Annotated in this window: 18 protein-coding genes and 1 pseudogene; 6 read left to right on the top strand and 13 right to left on the bottom strand. The window is 70.9% G+C overall.

The annotated features are described in order from the left end of the window. Window positions 1-49: 49 nt before the first annotated feature. The 7 genes and pseudogenes from ACIOGX_RS30475 to ACIOGX_RS30505 all read right to left on the bottom strand — a co-directional run bounded on the left by ACIOGX_RS30475 (window position 50) and on the right by ACIOGX_RS30505 (window position 6,625). Window positions 50-910 carry an ABC transporter permease gene (locus tag ACIOGX_RS30475; RefSeq protein ID WP_356512039.1) on the bottom strand — a complete coding sequence of 287 codons (861 nt, stop codon included), beginning with the start codon at window positions 908-910 and terminating at the stop codon, window positions 50-52. Beyond that, complete coding sequence (locus tag ACIOGX_RS30480; RefSeq protein ID WP_401917846.1) at window positions 870-1,883, bottom strand: ATP-binding cassette domain-containing protein; 1,014 nt, start codon at window positions 1,881-1,883, stop codon at window positions 870-872. Before ACIOGX_RS30480 ends, ACIOGX_RS30475 begins: the two co-directional genes overlap by 41 nt. 83 nt (window positions 1,884-1,966) lie before the next feature. Continuing rightward, window positions 1,967-2,407 (bottom strand): annotated as a pseudogene (locus ACIOGX_RS30485) (MarR family winged helix-turn-helix transcriptional regulator); the annotation flags it as partial. A gap of 145 nt (window positions 2,408-2,552) precedes the next feature. Then, on the bottom strand, window positions 2,553-4,247 hold the full coding sequence (locus ACIOGX_RS30490; RefSeq protein ID WP_387017626.1) for a methylmalonyl-CoA mutase: 1,695 nt from the start codon (window positions 4,245-4,247) through the stop codon (window positions 2,553-2,555). 93 nt (window positions 4,248-4,340) lie between these two features. Further along, window positions 4,341-4,667, bottom strand: coding sequence for a DUF3817 domain-containing protein (locus ACIOGX_RS30495; RefSeq protein ID WP_129769145.1), 327 nt, complete (start codon window positions 4,665-4,667; stop codon window positions 4,341-4,343). Window positions 4,668-4,792: 125 nt separating this feature from the next. Continuing rightward, complete coding sequence (locus ACIOGX_RS30500) at window positions 4,793-5,305, bottom strand: MarR family winged helix-turn-helix transcriptional regulator (RefSeq protein WP_129769144.1); 513 nt, start codon at window positions 5,303-5,305, stop codon at window positions 4,793-4,795. Window positions 5,306-5,326: 21 nt separating this feature from the next. Next, window positions 5,327-6,625, bottom strand: coding sequence for an MFS transporter (locus tag ACIOGX_RS30505; RefSeq protein WP_401917849.1), 1,299 nt, complete (start codon window positions 6,623-6,625; stop codon window positions 5,327-5,329). Between the two features lie 82 nt (window positions 6,626-6,707). Here ACIOGX_RS30505 and ACIOGX_RS30510 point away from each other — a divergent pair, with 82 nt between their 5' ends. Together ACIOGX_RS30510 and ACIOGX_RS30515 are read left to right on the top strand one after the other, a co-directional pair. Next, window positions 6,708-7,706 carry a DUF5937 family protein gene (locus ACIOGX_RS30510; RefSeq protein WP_356512049.1) on the top strand — a complete coding sequence of 333 codons (999 nt, stop codon included), beginning with the start codon at window positions 6,708-6,710 and terminating at the stop codon, window positions 7,704-7,706. A gap of 74 nt (window positions 7,707-7,780) precedes the next feature. Continuing rightward, window positions 7,781-8,890 carry a glycoside hydrolase family 6 protein gene (locus ACIOGX_RS30515; protein ID WP_401917851.1) on the top strand — a complete coding sequence of 370 codons (1,110 nt, stop codon included), beginning with the start codon at window positions 7,781-7,783 and terminating at the stop codon, window positions 8,888-8,890. Between the two features lie 45 nt (window positions 8,891-8,935). On the opposite strand, the gene ACIOGX_RS30520 is transcribed toward ACIOGX_RS30515, so the two are convergent. The 4 genes from ACIOGX_RS30520 to ACIOGX_RS30535 all read right to left on the bottom strand — a co-directional run bounded on the left by ACIOGX_RS30520 (window position 8,936) and on the right by ACIOGX_RS30535 (window position 13,659). Continuing rightward, window positions 8,936-10,915 carry a galactose oxidase-like domain-containing protein gene (locus ACIOGX_RS30520; RefSeq protein ID WP_401917853.1) on the bottom strand — a complete coding sequence of 660 codons (1,980 nt, stop codon included), beginning with the start codon at window positions 10,913-10,915 and terminating at the stop codon, window positions 8,936-8,938. A gap of 3 nt (window positions 10,916-10,918) precedes the next feature. Further along, window positions 10,919-12,802: a glycosyltransferase family 2 protein gene (locus ACIOGX_RS30525; RefSeq protein WP_401917961.1), complete on the bottom strand. Its 1,884-nt coding sequence runs from the start codon at window positions 12,800-12,802 to the stop codon at window positions 10,919-10,921. A 222-nt stretch (window positions 12,803-13,024) separates the two neighbouring features. Further along, window positions 13,025-13,318 (bottom strand): MTH1187 family thiamine-binding protein, encoded by a 294-nt coding sequence (locus tag ACIOGX_RS30530; protein ID WP_015578763.1) that lies wholly within the window; start codon window positions 13,316-13,318, stop codon window positions 13,025-13,027. Then, entirely contained in the window at window positions 13,315-13,659 is a 345-nt protein-coding gene (locus ACIOGX_RS30535; protein WP_030351952.1) for a DUF3817 domain-containing protein, read from the bottom strand. Before ACIOGX_RS30535 ends, ACIOGX_RS30530 begins: the two co-directional genes overlap by 4 nt. A gap of 214 nt (window positions 13,660-13,873) precedes the next feature. Here ACIOGX_RS30535 and ACIOGX_RS30540 point away from each other — a divergent pair, with 214 nt between their 5' ends. The 4 genes from ACIOGX_RS30540 (at window position 13,874) to ACIOGX_RS30555 (ending at window position 16,497) form a co-directional block, all read left to right on the top strand. Beyond that, window positions 13,874-14,467: an AIM24 family protein gene (locus tag ACIOGX_RS30540; protein WP_240045624.1), complete on the top strand. Its 594-nt coding sequence runs from the start codon at window positions 13,874-13,876 to the stop codon at window positions 14,465-14,467. Continuing rightward, the gene (locus ACIOGX_RS30545) at window positions 14,467-15,117 is read left to right on the top strand and encodes an AIM24 family protein (RefSeq protein WP_356512055.1); all 651 of its coding nucleotides are present in this window, start codon (window positions 14,467-14,469) and stop codon (window positions 15,115-15,117) included. The genes ACIOGX_RS30540 and ACIOGX_RS30545 overlap by 1 nt, the downstream gene beginning before the upstream one ends. After that, window positions 15,114-15,905: an AIM24 family protein gene (locus ACIOGX_RS30550; RefSeq protein WP_356512057.1), complete on the top strand. Its 792-nt coding sequence runs from the start codon at window positions 15,114-15,116 to the stop codon at window positions 15,903-15,905. The genes ACIOGX_RS30545 and ACIOGX_RS30550 overlap by 4 nt, the downstream gene beginning before the upstream one ends. A 115-nt stretch (window positions 15,906-16,020) precedes the next feature. Beyond that, window positions 16,021-16,497 carry a MarR family transcriptional regulator gene (locus ACIOGX_RS30555; protein ID WP_356512059.1) on the top strand — a complete coding sequence of 159 codons (477 nt, stop codon included), beginning with the start codon at window positions 16,021-16,023 and terminating at the stop codon, window positions 16,495-16,497. Window positions 16,498-16,543: 46 nt separating this feature from the next. Here the strand turns inward: ACIOGX_RS30555 and ACIOGX_RS30560 are convergent, their stop codons facing one another. Both ACIOGX_RS30560 and ACIOGX_RS30565 read right to left on the bottom strand, forming a co-directional pair. After that, window positions 16,544-18,202 carry an ATP-binding protein gene (locus ACIOGX_RS30560; protein ID WP_401917857.1) on the bottom strand — a complete coding sequence of 553 codons (1,659 nt, stop codon included), beginning with the start codon at window positions 18,200-18,202 and terminating at the stop codon, window positions 16,544-16,546. Then, window positions 18,199-18,861, bottom strand: a complete 663-nt coding sequence (locus tag ACIOGX_RS30565; protein ID WP_356512063.1) for a response regulator transcription factor — start codon at window positions 18,859-18,861, stop codon at window positions 18,199-18,201. Before ACIOGX_RS30565 ends, ACIOGX_RS30560 begins: the two co-directional genes overlap by 4 nt. Window position 18,862: the final 1 nt, after the last annotated feature.

Genomic DNA, 18,862 nt, shown 5'->3' on the forward strand with positions numbered 1-18,862 from the left:
TCCGGCGCGCACGGCTGAGCGAGCCGGGGTCCGGCGCGCCCGTGCCGCGTCATCGCGCCAGCCGCCCCAGCAGCGACGAGGCCGCCGCGATACCCACGGCCGCCGCCAGCACCAGGACGCCGAAGTCGAGCAGCAGATGGGACGGCGTACCGAGCAACAGCCCGCGCAGCGCGTCGACTTGGTAACTCAGCGGGTTGATCTTGCTGACCACCTGGAGCCAGCCGGGCATGATCGCCACCGGATAGAGCGCGTTCGAGGCGAAGAAGAGCGGCATGGTGATGGCCTGGCCGATGCCCATCAGCCGGTCGCGCGTCAGCACGATCCCCGCGATCGTCATCGACAGACAGGAGAAGAACGCCGAGCCGAGGACCACCACGACGGCCACCCCGAGCAGCCGCAGCGGGTTCCAGGTCAGACCGACGCCCAGGGCCGCGGCGATGACGATCACCACCACCGCCTGGATCAGCGCCTTCACCCCGGAGGCGAACGCCTTGCCGCTGATGAGCGCGGCTCTCGGGGTCGGGGTGACCAGCAGTTTGGTCAGGATGCCGGCGTCCCGCTCCCAGATGATCATGATGCCGTAGAAGATCGCGATGAACATCGCGGACTGGGCGATGATGCCGGGCGCGAGAAAGTCGATGTACGGGATGCCGCCGGTGGGGATGGCCTTGATCCGGGTGAAGGTCTCACCGAAGATCAGCAGCCACAGGGCGGGCTGAACGGCCCGGGTGTACAGCTCGGTCCGGTCGTGGCGCAGCTTCTGCAACTCGACCACGCACATCGCGACGACCCTGGCGGGCAGCACGCGCCAGCCGGTACGGGCACGGGGCGGTACGAGCAGCAGGTCCAGCCGGCCGGGGCCGGTCCCCTCAGCCGACGCGGGTCGCGGTGCGGCGGGTGCTCCTGACATCACGGAAGTCGCCTCCCTCCTCGTCGAGGCCGCTGCCCGCCACGTCCCTGAAGACGTCCTCCAGCGTCGGCAGCGCGCCCTTCTCGCCCGAAGCGTGACCGGAAGCACCGCCGGAAGCACCGCCGGAGCCGCCTGAAGCACCGCTCGGCGCGTTGCCGGAAGCGCCGCCCGGGGTGCCCGCCGCCGCCCGGCGCTCGCGCAGCTCGGCCCGCAGCTCGCCCGGGGTGCCGAGCGCGTGAATCCGCCCGCGGTGCATCAGCGCGACGCGGTCGCAGTACTGATCGGCCTCGTCCATGTAGTGCGTGGTCACCAGCACGGTCATGCCCGTGGCGTGCCGTACGGCGTTGATGTGCTCCCAGACGCTGGTACGGGCGATCGGGTCGAGGCCGATCGTCGGCTCGTCGAGCATGAGCAGTCTCGGCGCGCTGACCAGCGCCTGGGCGAGTTCGAGCCGGCGGATCATGCCGCCGGAGTACGTCTTGGCCATCCGGTCGGCCGCGCCGGTCAGATCGACGGCCGCCAGCGCCTGCGCGACACGTGCGGACCGCTCGCGGCGCGGGACGTCGAAGACGCGGGCGAACAGCGTCACGTTCTCGCGTCCCGTCAGCGAGGCGTCGGCGGACAGCTGCTGGGGGACGTAGCCCAGCAGGCGGCGTACCGCCATCTTCTCCTTCGCCGCGTCGTGGCCGAACACCCGCACCATGCCCGCCGGGACGGGCAGCAGGGTGGTGATGCAGCGGATCGCGGTGGTCTTGCCCGCGCCGTTCGGACCGAGCAGCCCGAAGACCTCGCCGGCGGCGACCGAGAGGTCGAGGTCCTGGACGGCCTTGGTCTCACCGAAGGCGTAGTCCAGTCCGCGGCAGCTGACGGCGTCGGGCCCGGCGGGGTCCGGGCGGCCGGCCGCCGGAGGAGCGGCCCCAGCGGGCCGCGCGCCGTCCGGGCCCGCGTCGCCGGTGAACGGTGTGCCGGTCATGTTCCCTCCACTCCCTGTCCCCCCTCCACTCCCTGTCCCCCCGCTGCTCCCTGTCCCCCCGTTCCCTCCGCCGCCGCTCCCCCCTCCTCACGCAGGTTCGCGGCGAGCCTGCGCAGCGCCGGGAGGGCCGCCGCCAGCGCCTCGCGGTCCTCGTCCGACAGATGCTCCACCTGCTCGCGCATGAGCGCGCGGCGGCGGACGTCCCATTCGCCCAGCCGCGCCTCGACCGCCGGGGTGGGCAGCAGCCGCGCGGAACGCCGGTCGTCGGGGTCGGTCTCACGGAGGAGATATCCGGCCCGGCTGAGCTGATTGACCAGGGTGGAGACCGAATTGCCGGCGAGATACAGCTCCTTGGCGGCGTCCGACACCCGGATCCCCGGACGGGCCGAGACCAGCCGCAACAGCTCGATCTGCGCGCCGCGCAGCGGCGGTACGGGAAAGCCCTCACGCAGCCGCCGCCGCATCAACCGCTGGACGCCCGCGAGGACGACGGCGAGCGAGTCGGGGAACTCTTCCGTGGCCACCGCTCCATTTTAGCTCTCACTCAGAGGTATCTGCGAGCGGCGAGCGACGAGCAGCGAGCAGGAGGGCACCCGAAGGAAACGACGGACGGCCGCCCCCCTCTGCCTGGGCCGGGGGCGGCCGCCTGCCCGCGTACCCCCTCTGGTTCTAGAAGCCGGGCGGCTCCGTGTACGTCCCCCACTCGTCGCGCAGTACCCCGCAGATCTCGCCGAGCGTCGCCTCGGCCCGTACCGCCTCCAGCATCGGCCCGATCATGTTCGAACCGTCACGGGCGGCGCTCAGCATGGCCTCCAGGGCCGTACGGACCCGGGCGTCGTCCCGGGCGCCCTTGCGCTCCGCCAGGACCTGGACCTGGTCGCGCTCGACCTCGTGGCTGACCCGCAGGATCTCCAGATCGCCGGTGACCGAGCCGTGGTGGACATTGACGCCGACGACCCGCTTGTCGCCCTTCTCCAGCGCCCGCTGGTACCGGAACGCGGACTCGGCGATCTCGCCGGTGAACCAGCCGTCCTCGATACCGCGCAGAATGCCGGAGGTGACGGGGCCGATCGGGTGCTGCCCGTCCGGGTGGGACCGCAGGCCGCGCTCCTTGATCTGCTCGAAGATCTTCTCGGCGTCGGCCTCCATCCGGTCGGTCAGCTGCTCGATGTACCAGGAGCCGCCGAGCGGATCGGCCACATTGGCGACGCCCGTCTCCTCCATCAGCACCTGCTGGGTACGGAGCGCGATCTCGGCGGCCTGCTCGCTCGGCAGGGCGAGGGTCTCGTCCAGCGCGTTCGTGTGCAGGGAGTTCGTGCCGCCGAGGACGGCCGCCAGCGCCTCCACCGCCGTCCGTACGACGTTGTTGTACGGCTGCTGCGCGGTGAGCGAGACGCCCGCCGTCTGGGTGTGGAAGCGCAGCCACTGCGCCTTGTCGGTCCGCGCTCCGTACACCTCCTTCATCCAGCGCGCCCAGATCCTGCGGGCCGCGCGGAACTTGGCGATCTCCTCGAAGAAGTCGACATGGGCGTCGAAGAAGAAGGAGAGACCGGACGCGAAGGCGTCCACGTCCAGCCCCCGGCTCAGCCCCAGCTCCACATAGCCGAAGCCGTCCGCGAGGGTGTACGCCAGCTCCTGCGCGGCCGTCGCCCCGGCCTCGCGGATGTGGTAGCCGGAGACCGACAGCGGCTTGTACGCGGGGATGGAGGCGGCGCAGTGCTCCATCAGATCGCCGATCAGACGCAGATGCGGCTCGGGCTGGAAGAGCCACTCCTTCTGCGCGATGTACTCCTTGAAGATGTCGGTCTGGAGCGTGCCGTTGAGGATGGCCGGATCGACGCCCTGGCGCTCCGCCGCGACCAGATACATGCAGAAGACCGGGACCGCGGGACCGCTGATGGTCATCGAGGTGGTGACCTCGCCGAGCGGGATGCCGTCGAAGAGGACCTCCATGTCGGCGGCGGAGTCGATGGCGACCCCGCAGTGGCCGACCTCGCCGAGCGAGCGCGGGTCGTCGGAGTCGCGGCCCATGAGCGTCGGCATGTCGAAGGCGACGGAGAGCCCGCCACCGCCGTTGGCCAGGATCTTCTTGTAGCGCTCATTGGTCTGCCGGGCGTTGCCGAATCCGGCGAACTGGCGGATGGTCCAGGTCCGGCCCCGGTAGCCGGTGGGGTGCAGTCCCCGGGTGAAGGGGTACTCCCCCGGCCAGCCGATCCGTTCGAAGCCCTCGTAGGTGTCGCCGGGCCGGGGCCCGTAGACCGGCTCCACCGGGTCACCGGAGAGCGTGCCGAAATCCGCGTCGCGCTTACGAGCCTTGTCGTAGCGGGCCTGCCAGCGCCGGCGGCCCTCCTCCATGACGTCCATGCCGTCAAATTTACTAGGACGTCCAAGTAAATGTCGATGCCAAACCGCCCGCGGCTCGTGCGGGCGGGGCGGAACGGGGCCCGAGCGGGCCCGTCAGGCCTTGGCCGTGGCGGGCTCGCGGTCCGTGACCAGCGGCCGGGCCTCGCGGGTGATCTTCGGCTCGACGAAGAACGACGCGACGGGGATACAGCCCGCGGCCAGCACCCAGAGGAGCTTGCCGAAGGGCCACTTCGCCTTGGTGCCCAGGTCGAAGGCGAAGACGACGTACACGATGAACAGCACACCGTGGATCTGGGAGATCAGCATCGTGTCGCCGGTGTCGAATCCGTACTTCAGGATGATCGCCACCGTGAAGACCAGCAGCCATACGGCGGTGACGTACGCCATCACCCGGTAGCGGGACAGCACGCTCTGTTTCATGGCATCGAGCGTATCCCGGGCCCTTCCGGCGCCTGCGGGGCCCCCGGCCCTCAGACCTCGCCCCGCAGTTCCCGGCTCCCGGCTCCCGGCTCCCGGCTCCCGGCTCCCGGCTCCCGGCTCCCGGCTCAGCCCGCGTCGTCGAAGTCCCTGGCCGCCACCCGCAGCGGGCGGAGCATCGCGAAGATCTCCACACACTCCTCGGCGTCGTACGCCCCGAGCCCGAAGTCCATCTCCGCCAGATCGCGGGTGGCCGACTCCACCACCTCGCGGCCCTTGTCCGTGATGGACGCGAGCGTGCCGCGGCCGTCGTTCGGATTGGGCCGCTTGTCGACCAGGCCGGATCTCACCAGCCGGTCCACGGTGTTGGTGACCGATGTCGGGTGGACCATCAGCCGCTCGCCGATCTTGGACATCGGCAGCTCGCCCTCCTTGGAGAAGGTGAGCAGCACCAGCGCCTCGTATCTGGCGAACGTCAGCCCGTACGGCTTGACCACCGCGTCCACGCCGGCCAGCAGGATCTGCTGCGCGCGCATGATCGAGGTGATGGCCGCCATGGACGGCATGGGCCCCCAGCGCTGCTGCCACAGTTCGTCGGCGCGGGCGATGGGATCGAAGGGAAGGCTGAGCGGTTTCGGCACGGCTCCGACCCTACCCAGAGGTCACCAGGCGGACGGCCCTGTCTCGGATTTCGGTCGTACGATCTGATCCTTCGCCCGCCCCTCCGGGCCGTGCGGCGCGGAGCGGTGGACCTCCCGTACCAGGACAAGGCAGCAGAGCGTGCCGATAACGCCCGCCCCCGCGACGACCTCATGCACGGGCAGGAACTCCGCGGCCAGCCCCGCGGCGGCCATGCCGAGTCCCTGGATCGTCATCAGACCGGCCGTGAGCAATGTCATGGCCCGGCCGCGCAGTTCCTCGGGGACCGCCGCGACGAACCACTGGTCGAGTCCGATGACGTACGCGGCCCCCGCCCCGGCCAGGACGAGCGCGGTCAGCGCCCAGCCGAGGCCGGGCTCGGCCCCGTACACCAGCAGCGGCAGCAGGCCGAAGCCGGCGACCGGCAGGACGAGACGGGAGCGGGCGCTCGGGGAGAGAGCCGTACCGACGTACAGCTCCGCCACGATGTGTCCCACGGGCATCGCGCACATCAGCAGTCCCAGCGCGGCGGGGCCGAGGCCGAGGGAGTCCGCGTACGGTGCCGCCAGGGCCTCGGGCGCGACGACGAACATCGCGGGCACCCAGAAGAGCAGCAGCAGCGCCCGCGTGCGCCGGTCGCCGAGCAGCAGCCGGGCCCCGCCGAGCGAATCCCTCAGCAGCGCGCCGCCCCGCGCGGTCTCCTGCCCGCCCTCCCGACGGGTGGCGCGGGCGGGCCGGTCGCGGGTCCCGAAGCGCAGCAGCGCGGCCGAGCAGAGGAACGTACCGACGGTGATGCAGATCGCGCCCCGCGCGGGCACGACGGCGAGCAGCACCCCGCCCACCCCGAACCCGGCGAGCTGCGCGCTCTGCGAGACGATCCGCAGCAGGGAGCGGCCGAGTACGTACAGATCGCCCTCGCCGAGGATGTCGGTCAGCGCGGCCATCCTCGTCCCGGTGAAGACGGGCGCGATCGCGGCGACGACGCAGCGCAGGGCCAGCAGCCCGGCGATCGGTGTGCCGGGCAGCACCATCACCCCGACGCACGCGGCGCACAGCAGATCGCAGACCACCAGCACCCGCCGGGCGGGGTAGCGGTCGGCGACCCCGGCGAGGAGGGTCCCGCCGACGAGGTACGGAAGCAGGCCGAGGGCGAAGGTGAGGGCGCTGAGCAGCGGGGATCCGGTGAGGTCGTAGACGAGGAAGGTCAGCGCGATCTCGCTGACGACCACCCCGAGCAGCGAGAGGAGGTGCGCGGCGAAGACGAACCGGAACTCGCGGACGGCGAAGACGGCGCCGTACCCCCGGGAAGCGTTCTTGGGCATGGAGGCAGACTGACGGGACAGCCGATCCCGGGACAGACATTCGGGTGAGTCCGAATCTTCGGCACAGGGGGCCGTACGCGCCATGCCGTTCCAGCTTCACTTCGACGAGAGCGATCTGCTCCGCTGCCGGTTCGCCGTGTCTCCGCTCTGGGAGACGCAGGAGGCGGTCCGTACCCTCGCGCGCCCCGAGCGGCACGGCTACCACCTGCCGTGGCTGCGCGGGATCCGGACCGCGGCGGCGGCGATCGACCTCGCGCCGCTGCATCTCCTGATGCCCGAGCGCGGGCACAACCCGGACTTCCTCAGCCGTCCGCCGTCGGTCCCGCTCCCCACCTTCGAGGAGGAGATCGCGGCCGTACGCGCCACCGACCCGGAGCTGGTCAGGACGGACATCACCCTGGCGCTCGCGGACACCCCGGGCGCCGCGGCGAGCCCCGAGGGCCGGGCGATGGCGGCGGATCCGGCAGCGGCCCTGCGGAAGCTCGCCGGGCTGCTGGAGCGGGTGTGGCACGAGCTGGTCGAGCCCGACTGGCCCCGGCTGCGCACCCTGCTGGAGGCCGATGTGGCGTACCACTCGCGGCGGTTGGCGGAGAAGGGGCTGCACGGGCTGCTGGGGGAGCTGAGTCCGCAGCTCGGCTGGACCGACGGCTCCACGCTGACGATCACGGGGACGCACGGCAGCCATACGCGGGTCCTCGGCGGCGACGGGCTGATCCTGATGCCGAGTGTGTTCTGCTGGCCGAACGTCGTCAGCGGTTACCTGCCGCCGTGGCAGCCGGCCGTGATCTATCCGGCGCGCGGCATCGGCGGCCTGTGGACACGGCCGTCGGACCGTACGCCCGAGGCGCTGGCCCGGCTGCTGGGCCGGGCGCGGGCGGACGTCCTGTGCGCGCTGGACGAACCGGCCGGGACGACGGCGCTCGCGCGACTGCTGGGCCTGGCCCCGTCCTCCGTGTCGGCGCACCTCTCGGCGCTGCGCGGGGCGGGGCTGCTGACGTCGCGTCGGTACGGACATCAGGTGCTGTACGAGCGGACGCCGCTCGGTATCGCGCTGTCGGTGTCGCAGAGCGCGACCGACTGAACATTATGTAACGATATGCCGGTATTACCCTTCTCGTCGTCGCCCGTTGCCCAGTCGTCTTCCGAGGGGGCTGGATGTCCGGCCGCAGACCACACCGTCCGTACGCACCGCACCGCACGCGCGCACGACACCGCCGCCCGTGCCCGCTCGCCTCGGCCGCCCTCGCGGCGGCGCTCGCGCTGACGGCGGCCGGCTGCTCCCCCGAATCCCGTCAGGACTCCGTCGAGCGGACGGAGCGGGCCGAGCGCGCCGGCCGGACCGGACCCTCCGCGCTCCGGGGCGAAGTCCCCACCGCGTCCTCGCCGTTCTGGGTCGATCCGGAGAGCGACGCGGCCCGCCAGGTCAGGGAGTGGGAGCAGCAGGGGCGTAAGGACGACGCGAAGGCGCTGCGGCGGATCTCCGAGCGCGCGGTGGCCGACTGGCCGGCCGGTGACAACCCCGAGCCCGGGATCCAGCGGGCCGTGCGCGGCGCGAAGGCCGCCAAGCGCACGGCCGTCTTCGTCGCGTACAACATCCCCCACCGCGACTGCGGGCTCTACTCCGCGGGCGGCGCGCACGACGCCGAGTCGTACCGCGGCTGGATCGACTCCTTCGCCACGGCCCTCGGCGACGCCGAGGCCGTCGTGATCCTGGAGCCGGACGCCGTCCCGCATCTGACGGACGGCTGCACCCCGGCGGAGTACCACGACGAGCGGTACGAGCTGCTCGCCCACGCCATCGGCAGGCTCAAGCGGCAGCCGCGTACCCGGGTCTATCTGGACGCCGGCAACCCGGACTGGATCGCCGACCCCGCCAAGCTCACCGAGCCGCTCCGGCGGGCCGGGATCGCCACGGCCGACGGCTTCTCGCTCAATGTGTCCAACTTCCAGACGACCGACGCGGTCAAGGCGTACGGCACGCGGCTCTCCGGACTGCTGGGCGATATCCACTTCACCATCGACACCAGCAGGAACGGCGCGGGTCCGCTGCGCGGCGACAGGGACGAGGCGTGGTGCAACCCGCCGGGCAGGGCACTCGGTTCGGCGCCCACCACCAACACCGGCAACGAGCTGCTGGACGCCTATCTCTGGATCAAGCGCCCCGGCGACTCGGACGGCCCGTGCCGCGGCGGCCCCGCGGCCGGTACCTGGTGGCCCGACTACGCGCTGGGCCTCGCCCGCAGAAGCGGGGACACCACCGCTTGAGGGACTGTCCGGCCAGGGACAGGCCCCAGGGCCAGGTCCCCGGGCTCAGTCGACCCGGACCCACTTCGCCTCGGACGGGACACCGGCGGAGTCGGTGACGAAGAGCATGTACCAGCCGGGCGGTACCAGCGCCCGGTCCTTCGGCACCTCCACCGTCACCGTGTCCTTCGTCCTCGTCAGCGCCAGCTCGACCGAGCGCTGCTCGACATCCGTCGTGTGCGTCACGGCGCTCGGCCGCATCAGCCGCGCCTTCGCGATCCGGTCGGGACGGGCGGCGCGGAAGGTGGCCCGGCCGTTCCCGTCGACCGCCCGCGGCCCCTCCCCCAGCGCCGGTCTGTTCTCACCGGCTCCGTCGCCCTGGAGGTAGGGCGGCGTGTAGATCTCCACACGCTGCTCGAAGGTCCCGAGCTTGGTGTTGTCGGCGTCGCGGAAGAGCGGGTCGGATCCGAACGTGACCACACGCCCGTCGGGCAGCAGCAGCGCCTCCGAGTGGTAGTCGCGCCCCACGGTCGGGTCGGCGGCCGGCCGGAAGGTGTTGGTCCTCGGCTCGTAGAACTGCGCCTTGAGGATGTCGCTGGCGCTGCGCCCGCGGTAGTCGGAGGAGCCGCCGGTGGTGAACACCGTGTCGTCCGGGAGCAGCACACTGCTCAGATAGCGCGTGCCCTTGGGCAGTCTGGGCCCCTCCTGGAAGGCCGGGCTGTCCCGGGTGAGGTCGACGATCGCCGTGCGCGCGGTGGCCTTGGAGGACTCACCGACGCCTCCGCCGCCGAGCAGCATCACCCGCTGGTCCTGCGCCGGCGGCAGCATCAGGGAGGCCGAGGTCTCCGTCTGGTCGGCATCGGTGAGCCCGCCGACCTCGGTGAAGGTGTTCTTCGTGAGGTCCCAGATCCCCGGCCGCCGGCCCTTGTCGGCGGGCCCGTACCCCGCGTTGGAGCCCGAGTAGAAGAGCTTGCCGCCCTTGGTGAGGAAGAGCGCGGGATAGGTCGGGAAGTAGCGGGTGGGGCCCTTGGACCACTCCTTGGTCCTCGGGTCGTACAGCTCGTTGTCCCCGGTGAGTACGGCGCCCACGTCGTCGAGGCCGGAGACCGCGAGCACCCTCCCGTCGTCCAGGGTCACCAGCGTGGGGTACCAGCGGGCCTCCTTCATCGGGTTCACGGGCACGTACTTCTCGGCCGTGGGGTCGAATTCGTACGCGGATCTGATGCCCTGGAAGTCCTGCTTCTCCGTGGTGAGTTTCTGCGCCAGGCCGTAGAGGTTGTCCGCGTCCTTGCCCTTGAGCCCGACGATCTCGTACTGCGCGGCCTGGGTGGTCAGTCCCCGCGGCCCCTTCTCGGCCGCCTCCACGAACACCCGCGCCTCGCCGGCCGTCACCTTCGTACGCCACGGCAGCATCCGGCCGCCCTTGCCGTACCCGACCTTCAGCTCCTTCTTCGCCCGGGGCACGGTGACATCGAACTTGCTGATGAACTCGACGCCCGAGGGGGAGCGGAAGCGGGTGCCCTTCTTGAAGGTGTGGGCCCGGTCCGGGTTCTCGTTCTTGACGCGCATCCGGCCGCCGGCCCGCTCCACCTCGCCGTCGAGGACCTCGTAGCGCGCCGTGCCGCCCGCCACCAGCAGCCGCCCGTCGGGGAGTTGGGAGTGGCCGGAGCAGAAGAAGTCCTCCGGGGTGGGGATCTTCTTGAAGGAGTTGTCGGCCGGGTTCCAGAGGATCGTGTCGAACGACCCCTCGTCGAACTTCTTCTGGTTGTTGCCGGAGCCGGCGATGATCAGCACCTTGCCGGTGTGCAGCAGGGCCGCGTGGATCGCGTTCGTACGGTATTCCTTCGGGACGTCGAGGACCTCCCAGGAGCCGTACTGCCGCTTGTAGCCCGGCTGCGCGATCTTGTACGCGTGGTACTTCTCCTCGGCGAACGAGAAGGCCGCGGGGGCGTTGAGGGCGGCCAGCACCACCAGTGCTCCGCCGCCGAGCAGTGTCCTCTTGAACTTCTCCGACGGCCTGTTGCGCGGCCGGTACCGCTGGGGCATGGGTCAGTTCCCTCCTGTCATCGTCGCAGGCGTCACGGATGGCACAGACGTCACGGCCGACGCGGCGTAGGCCGACGCGGGCTCCAGGTCCGGATCCAGGTCCGGGACCAGGTCCAGGTCCAGGTCCGCGTCCAGGTCCGCGTCCGGGTTCTCGACGGCTTCCACGGACGTACGGACGGACGCCGGTACGGTGTCGCCGGCGCGCCCGGCCCACAGCGTCCAGCACCAGACGCCGACCGGGGCGAGCGCGATCGCCAGCGCCAGGACCGCCCAGGTGCGCATCGCCGCGTGCGTGTGGCCGAGGACCACCGACGCGACGAGCGAGCCGGTCAGCACCACGGCCCAGAAGAGATGGAGCCGGAAGGTCATCAGCCGGTCGGGACTCGCCCGGCCGCCCTTGGGGGTGACCACGAACCGGCCGCGGGTACGGAGGAGCGCCGAGGCCAGCGACCTGAGATAGACCGGCGCGGAGAGCGCGGACATCGCCATTCCGGCGAGACCGCCCGAGCCGCGCGGCTCGTGGGGCGAGACGTTGTGCCGCCGGTTCCAGAGGTAGAGCCCTATCTGGAGCGCGGCGGCATCGCTGTAGAGCATCAGCAGGACCGAGGACGAGACCTGGGTGCCCGAGGCGCCGTACCAGAGGAAGAGAACGCAGCTGAGAATGCCGAGGAACCAGTTGACGGCGGTCATCGGGTAGTAGACGAGCATCAGCGTGTAGCTGAGCAGCCGTCCGGGCGGCACCCGGAACGGCGCCTTCCAGTACTGCGTGAGCAGCGTCTCGTACGTCCCCCGCGACCAGCGCAGCTGCTGCGTGAAGAAGTCGGTCCAGGAGGCGGGGCCCTCGCCCACGGCCAGGACGTCGGGGGTGTAGACGGAGCGCCAGAACCGGCCGGTGACGGGGTTCCTGGTGCGGTGCAGCTCGAACCCGGTGGCCATGTCCTCGGTGATCGAGTCGTACAGCCCGCCTATCTGGAGGACCGCCCTGACCCGGACGACATTGTTCGTACCGACGAACATCGGGGCGTGATAGCGGTTGCCGGCCCGCTGGATCAGCGCGTGGAAGAGGAACTGCTGGGACTCGGCGGCCTTGGTGACCGGTGAGCTGTAGTTGCCGTACACCTGCGGGCCGACGACGAAGGCGGTGTCCGGGTCGCGGAAGTAGCCCATCATCCGCTCCAGGAAGTTCGGGAGCGGTACGTGGTCGGTGTCGACGGAGGCGAAGAAGTCGTACTCCTCGCCGTGCGCGGCCAGCCAGGCGTTGTAGTTGCCGTGCTTGGTGCGCGCCTTGTGCACGCCCTTCCGGCGGTTCCACTCCGGTATGCCGTGCCGGGTGAAGTGGCGGACCCCCAGCTCCTCGCAGAGCGCCCTGGCGGCGGTGTCGTCGCCCTCGTCCAGCAGCCAGATGTCGAGCGGGCCGCTGTGGCGCAGCCGTACGGCTCCTTCGAGCGTGGCCCGCACCATGGCGAGCGGCTCCTTGCCCGGGACGTACGTGGTGAGGAACGCGACGCGGGTGCCGGGTTCGGCGGGGACGGGTATGGGGTCCCTGGCGACCATCGTGGCGTGGGCGACCGACGTGACGTTGACGAGCATGAAGAGGGCGATGAGCCCGATCGAGCCGAGCATCACATGATCGAGGACCACCAGCAGGCGGTCGCCGCCCTCGCGCTCGGTGCGATGGGTGGGCCAGACCAGATAGACCAGCAGCGCGCCGGAGAGCAGCGGCGCCAGGGCCATCAGCAGGACGGCTCTTATTCGGTGGGGTTCCCGCGCGAGCAGACTCCGGTAGCGCACCCGGTAGGCCACGGCCCGGTCCGGTTCCGTGAGCGGACCGGCCAGGCAGCTGTGGACGTCATAGTCGTAGTCGTACTCGGAACCCTCCGGCCGCACGGATGCCTCCAGCTGTCGCACCAGATTGATATCCCCACAAAAGGGGACATTGATCGGCGTGTCGACTGGAGGCGTCCGTGCGGGCGGTGCTGTGCGCGGAGGTTACTGCGTACGGGTTGACGCGGGGCGCCACGGGTTGACGCCGAGAGGTACGCGTCGACGCGGTTCGCGGGAGGGGCGGGGCTCAGCCGGCGAGGTGGCGCTCAGCCGGCGAGGTGGCGCTCAGCCGGCGAGGTGGCGCTCCACGGTCTCGACCTTCGAGGTGAGACCGTCCGTGACCCCCGGCCGGATGTCGGCCTTGAGGACGAGCGAGACGCGCCCGGCACGGGCCTCGACCGCGGCGACGGCCCGCTTCACGACGTCCATCACCTCGTCCCACTCGCCCTCGATGGAGGTGAACATGGCGTCCGTACGGTTGGGCAGCCCCGACTCGCGGACGACACGGACGGCGTCGGCGACGTACTCCCCGACGTCCTCCCCCACGCCCAGCGGGCTCACCGAGAAGGCGACGATCATGCGCTCACCGTACCCTCGCGGCGCGCGCGGGAGGCGATGACCGCGTCGTCGGCGGCGCGCTTGAGCTTGCGCTCGGCGAAGAAGCCGCCGGCCGGCAGGACCGAGAGCACGAAGTAGAGGGCCGCGGTGCCGAAGGACCACTTGGTGCGGTTCCAGGCGTCCAGCCAGAAGACCACGTACAGCACGAAGAGCAGACCGTGGACGGCGCCCATGACGGGGACCGCGTTGAAGTCCGTCGTGCGCTTGAGCACCGAGCAGACGAGGAGCAGCAGGAACGACACGGCCTCCGGGGCGGAGACCAGACGGAGGCGATGGAGGGAGGAGGCGGTCTTGATGTCCACGGGGAGGCACCTTCGGCGTCGGGGGCAGACGTGATCTTGTGAATGTGTGCACAAGCGCGGTCTCATTGTGGCAGCACGGCTTTGCCCGACCGTTATCAGGGTCCGGGTCGGGGGCGGTCGCGGACCATGGGCCCTGTTCCCTGTCGGTGCCGCCCGTTACCTTCGATCCGTGGCTCAGTTCCGACTGCAAGGCAGCAAGGTGCTCGCCGTCGACATGACCGGCGACGCCGTCAAGGCGAAGAACGGCTCGATGGTCGCGTACGACGGCCGGATGGCGTTCAAGAAGATGTCCGGCGGCGGTGAGGGTCTGCGCGGGATGGTGACCCGCCGGCTCACCGGCGAACAGATGACCGTGATGGAGGTGAAGGGCGAGGGCACCTGCTATTTCGCCGACCGCGCGAGCGAGATCAGCCTCGTCTCGCTGCACGGCGACAAGCTCTTCGTCGAGGCGAGCAATCTGCTCTGCGCGGACGCGGGGCTGCGCACCGGCACGTCGTTCACCGGTCTGCGGGGCGGGGCGACCGGGAGCGGCCTGTTCACCACCACCGTCGAGGGCATGGGCCAGGCCGCCATCATGTCGGACGGCGAGGCGGTGATCCTGCGGGTGACGCCGCAGTACCCGCTCCATGTCGACCCCGGCGCGTACATCGCCCATCAGGGCAATCTCCAGCAGAAGTTCCAGTCCGGCGTCAACTTCCGTACGTTCATGGGAGAGGGATCGGGCGAGGCGTTCCAGATCCGCTTCGAGGGCGACGGGCTCGTCTACGTCCAGCCCAGCGAGCGGAACACGATCGGGGGCGATGTCTGATGCCGTTCCGCGAGATCAACTCGAAGATGGTCGAGGCGACGATCCTGCCCGGCCAGAAGATGTTCAGCCAGCGCGGCGCGATGCTCGCGTACCGCGGCGATGTCGGCTTCACCCCCAACATCCAGGGCGGCCAGGGCGGTCTGATGTCCATGATCGGGCGGCGGGTGGCCAATGAGGCGACCCCGCTGATGACCGTCGAGGGGAGCGGCACGGTCATGTTCGGCCACGGCGGCCATCACATCCAGGTCATCAATCTGGCGGGCGACACCCTGTACGTCGAGGCGGACCGGCTGCTCGCCTTCGACGGGACCCTCCAGCAGGGCACGATGTTCATGGGCTCGCAGGGCGGCGTCATGGGCATGGTGCGCGGACAGGTGACAGGACAGGGCCTGTTCACCACCACCCTCAAGGGCCATGGCGCGGTCGCGGTGATGGCGCACGGCGGGGTGATCGAGGTGCCCATCACGCCGGGCCGGGAGATCCATGTGGACCCGCAGGCGTATGTCGCGCACCACGGCGACGTACGGAACAAGCTGTCCACGGCGCTCGGCTGGCGCGACATGGTCGGGCGCGGCTCCGGCGAGGCGTTCCAGCTGGAGCTGAGCGGCAGTGGCGCGGTGTACGTCCAGGCGTCGGAGGAGAAGCTGTGAGCACGCCCGTGATCCATGACCCGATGACGCTGCCGAGCGACGACAACGTCAACGCGTACACCTTCTGTGTGGAGTTGAAGGGGAGCCAGTGGTTCCTGCAGAAGGGGAAGATGATCGCCTACTACGGGCAGATCAACTTCGACGGCATCGGCCACGGCCGGTTCGAGCGGCTGGTGCGGACGAGCTTCCACTCACCGCTGCACGCCAGTGACTGGGTGGTGGCGGAGGGCAGCGGCAAGATGCTGCTCGCCGACCGCGCCTTCGACGTCAACTCGTTCGATCTGGAGGACGGCAATCTGACGATCCGGTCCGGGAATCTGCTGGCGTACCAGCCGACGCTGGCGCTGAAGCAGTCGATCGTGCCGGGCTTTCTGACGCTGATCGGTACGGGGAAGTTCGTGGCGGCGTCCAACGGGCCCGTGGTCTTCATGGAGCCGCCGCTGCGGGTGGACCCGCAGGCGCTGGTGGGCTGGGCGGACTGCCCGTCCCCCTGTCACCACTACGATCATGGCTATATGTCCGGAGTGCTGGGCGGGCTCAGGTCGTTGACGGGGATCGGCGGTACGTCGGGCGAGGAGCACCAGTTCGAGTTCGTCGGGGCCGGGACGGTGCTGTTGCAGTCGACGGAACTGCTGATGGCGGAGCAGCCGTTGGGCGCGATCGCGCCGGAGCCCGGGGTGCCGGGCGGCGGCGCCTCCCCGGGACACTCCGGACATCAGGGATCGCAGGGGTCCACGCCCCGGATGCCGGGGCAGCTCGGCGATCTCCAGCGTCGCTTCGGTCTGTGAGCGGTAGTCTGCGGAGTGTGACGTCGAACGCCTGCGCCCCCGGCCGGTGATCGGGTGCGCGGTGTCACATCCGGACGCTTCGTACAGATTTCAACTTCTTAGGTAGAATCCATACATGGAGACCGAGACCGCCACCCGCTGGCTGACCGACGCGGAGCAGTGCGCCTGGCGCACCCATCTGGATGTCAACAAACTGCTGACGCACCAGCTGGAGAAGGACCTCCAGCCATTCGGCCTGACCATGAACGACTACGAGATCCTGGTGAACCTCTCGGAGTCGTCGGACCGGCGTATGCGGATGAGTGACCTCGCGGCCACCACGCTCCAGTCCAAGAGCCGGCTCTCCCATCAGATCACCAGGATGGAGGCCGCGGGGCTGGTCCGCCGGGAGAACTGCGAGTCGGACCGGCGCGGGCTCTACGCGGTCCTCACGGACCAGGGGATGGAGACCATGCAGAAGGTCGCGCCGCACCATGTCGCGTCCGTACGGAAGCACTTCATCGATCTGCTGACGCCCGAGGCGCTGGCGGAGCTGCGGGCGTCGCTGACGCCGGTGGCCGAGCAGTTGCGCGGACGGCGCGGCAAGAGCTGAGCCGGTCGGGGCGGGGCGGGCTGCCCGGCCGGCGGGCCGCCCCGGCTCAGGCGGCGTGACCGGCGTCGGGGCTGCTGGTGGTGCCTGGGCTGTCGGTGCCGCTTGGGCTGTCGGTGCAGCCGGTGCTGCCGGGGCTCGCGCCGTCCGGCCTGGGCAGGCGCAGCTCGAACAGGGCGCCGCCCTCGGGGGCCCGGCCGACCGTGAGCGTGCCGTCATGGCGCGCGGCCACATCGCGCGCGATGGCCAGACCGAGACCGGCGCCACCGTCGTCACGGCTGCGCGCGTCGTCGAGCCGTACGAACCGCTCGAAGATCCGCTCGCGCTCCGCCTCCGGCACCCCGGAGCCGTCGTCGGCGACCGCGAGCACCACCTGACCGCCCGACCGGTACACGGACGCGGTGACCGACGCGTGCGCGTGGCGCTGGGCGTTGTCGAGCAGATTCCCCAGCACCCGGGCCAACTGGCCGCGTGACCCGGCCGCTTCGAGCCCCGTCCGGACATCGAGCGTGACCGGGACACGGTCCGTGGTCCGCTGCGAGACCTCCTCACGGACCATCGCGCTCAGGTCGAACCGGGCCCGCCCCGGCCGCTCCCCCGCGTCCAGCCGGGCCAGCAGCAGCAGATCCGCGGCGAGTTGCTGGAGCCGTACGGTGTCCGCGACCGCGCCCGGCACGTCCAGCAACTCCGGGTGGGCGTCGCCCACTTCGAGCTGGGTGCGGAGCGAGGCGATGGGGCTGCGCAGTTCGTGCGAGGCGTCCGCGACGAAGCGGCGCTGGCGCTCGACGGCGGCCTCCAGCGCGGTGAGCGTCTCGTTGGTCGTACGGGCCAGCCTGGCGACCTCGTCGTCCGTGGCCGGCTCGGGCACCCGCCGGGAGAGATCCGTCGAGGCGGTGATGGCCGCCATCTCGCGCCGGATGCCCTCCACGGGCCGGAACGCCCGCCGGGTCACCAGCCAGGTCACTCCCCCGACCACCAGCAGCAGGACGGGGAGCCCCAGCAGCATGGTGACGGTGGTCGTGCTGACCGCGGCCTGCCGGTCCGCGAGCGAGGCGCCGGCGTGGACGACGACCGTCCGGCCCGCGCGGTCGGTCACCTCGACCGCGGCGAAGCGGTAGTCACCGGTCGTGCCGTCGACCGTCGCGCTGCCGTCGCTGTAGGAGGTGCCGTCGCTGATCTCACCGACCGCGGGATCGTCGTCCCCGCTCGCGTCGTCGTCCCCGCCCTTGTCGTCGCCCCCGTGGTCGTCACTCCCGTGGTCGTCACTCCCGTTGTCGTCCGCACCGCTGTCGTCGTCGGCACTGTCCTCGTCATCGCCCGGGGCGGTGGTGCCGCCCGGGGCGGGGCTCGCCGCGGGGCTCTTCGCGGGGGTCACCGCGGACACCCCCGTACCGCTGATCCGCTGGAGGTCCTCGCTCGCCCTGAGCAGCCGGCCGCGCTCGTCGGACACCTGTACGGGGTGTCCGGAGTCGTCCGGCAGGTCGAGCCCCGCGTACGACGTCTGGTCCGGTACCAGGGAGGCGATGTCCAGGGCGACTTCGCGCGCCGCCGTGTCGGCGCTCCGGCCGGCCTGGTCGGTCAGGTTCGAGCGGAGCGAGAGGACGACCGCGATCCCGGCGGCCACCAGCGCGACCGCCACGACGGCCGTCGCGCCGAGCGAGGCCCTGGCGCGTACGGAGGACGCGAACCGGCGCCCGCGCGGGCTCATGACGCGACCAGCCGGTACCCGGCGCCGCGCACCGTCTGGATGGCCGCGGCGCCGAGCTTGCGCCGCAGGGCGCTGATGTAGACCTCGATGATGTTGGGGTCGCCGTCGTAGGCGAAGTCCCAGACGTGCTCCAGGATCTCCGGTTTGCCGACCACCTCGCCGGCCCTGACCGCCAGCTGTTCGAGCACCGCGAACTCCTTGGCGGTGAGCGCCACTTCGGTCCCGTCCCGGAAGACGCGGCGGGCGGCGGTGTCGACGGTGAGGCTGCCGATCCGCAGCACGGGCGAGGCACCGGACGAGCCGCGGCGGCGCAGCAGGGCCTTGACCCGGGCGACGAGCACGACGTACGAGAACGGCTTGGTCAGATAGTCGTCGGCGCCGGTGTCCAGCCCCTCCGCCTCGTCGTACTCGCCGTCCTTCGCGGTGAGCATCAGGATCGGTACGTCATGACCGGCCGCGCGCAGGGCGGCGCAGACGCGGTAGCCGTTCATGCCGGGCAGCATGATGTCGAGCACGACCAGGTCGTACACGCCCTCGCCCGCCCGGTGCAGCCCTTCGAGGCCGTCGTGGACGACGTCGACGGCGAAGCCCTCGGCCCGCAGCCCCTTGGCGAGCGACACCGCGAGCCGCTTCTCGTCCTCCACGATCAACAAACGCATG

Origin of the sequence: Streptomyces sp. NPDC088147 (assembly GCF_044741565.1) — a bacterium.
In the GTDB taxonomy this organism is placed as follows: domain Bacteria; phylum Actinomycetota; class Actinomycetes; order Streptomycetales; family Streptomycetaceae; genus Streptomyces.

Excerpts from the sequence above, each read along its gene's own strand:
- ACIOGX_RS30475 (WP_356512039.1), bottom strand. The coding sequence starts at position 910 with ATGTCAGGAGCACCCGCCGCACCGCGACCCGCGTCGGCTGAGGGGACC.
- ACIOGX_RS30480 (WP_401917846.1), bottom strand. The coding sequence starts at position 1,883 with ATGACCGGCACACCGTTCACCGGCGACGCGGGCCCGGACGGCGCGCGG.
- ACIOGX_RS30490 (WP_387017626.1), bottom strand. The coding sequence starts at position 4,247 with ATGGACGTCATGGAGGAGGGCCGCCGGCGCTGGCAGGCCCGCTACGAC.
- ACIOGX_RS30495 (WP_129769145.1), bottom strand. The coding sequence starts at position 4,667 with ATGAAACAGAGCGTGCTGTCCCGCTACCGGGTGATGGCGTACGTCACC.
- ACIOGX_RS30505 (WP_401917849.1), bottom strand. The coding sequence starts at position 6,625 with ATGCCCAAGAACGCTTCCCGGGGGTACGGCGCCGTCTTCGCCGTCCGC.
- ACIOGX_RS30510 (WP_356512049.1), top strand. The coding sequence starts at position 6,708 with ATGCCGTTCCAGCTTCACTTCGACGAGAGCGATCTGCTCCGCTGCCGG.
- ACIOGX_RS30515 (WP_401917851.1), top strand. The coding sequence starts at position 7,781 with ATGTCCGGCCGCAGACCACACCGTCCGTACGCACCGCACCGCACGCGC.
- ACIOGX_RS30520 (WP_401917853.1), bottom strand. The coding sequence starts at position 10,915 with ATGCCCCAGCGGTACCGGCCGCGCAACAGGCCGTCGGAGAAGTTCAAG.
- ACIOGX_RS30530 (WP_015578763.1), bottom strand. The coding sequence starts at position 13,318 with ATGATCGTCGCCTTCTCGGTGAGCCCGCTGGGCGTGGGGGAGGACGTC.
- ACIOGX_RS30540 (WP_240045624.1), top strand. The coding sequence starts at position 13,874 with ATGACCGGCGACGCCGTCAAGGCGAAGAACGGCTCGATGGTCGCGTAC.
- ACIOGX_RS30545 (WP_356512055.1), top strand. The coding sequence starts at position 14,467 with ATGCCGTTCCGCGAGATCAACTCGAAGATGGTCGAGGCGACGATCCTG.
- ACIOGX_RS30555 (WP_356512059.1), top strand. The coding sequence starts at position 16,021 with ATGGAGACCGAGACCGCCACCCGCTGGCTGACCGACGCGGAGCAGTGC.
- ACIOGX_RS30560 (WP_401917857.1), bottom strand. The coding sequence starts at position 18,202 with ATGAGCCCGCGCGGGCGCCGGTTCGCGTCCTCCGTACGCGCCAGGGCC.
- ACIOGX_RS30565 (WP_356512063.1), bottom strand. The coding sequence starts at position 18,861 with ATGCGTTTGTTGATCGTGGAGGACGAGAAGCGGCTCGCGGTGTCGCTC.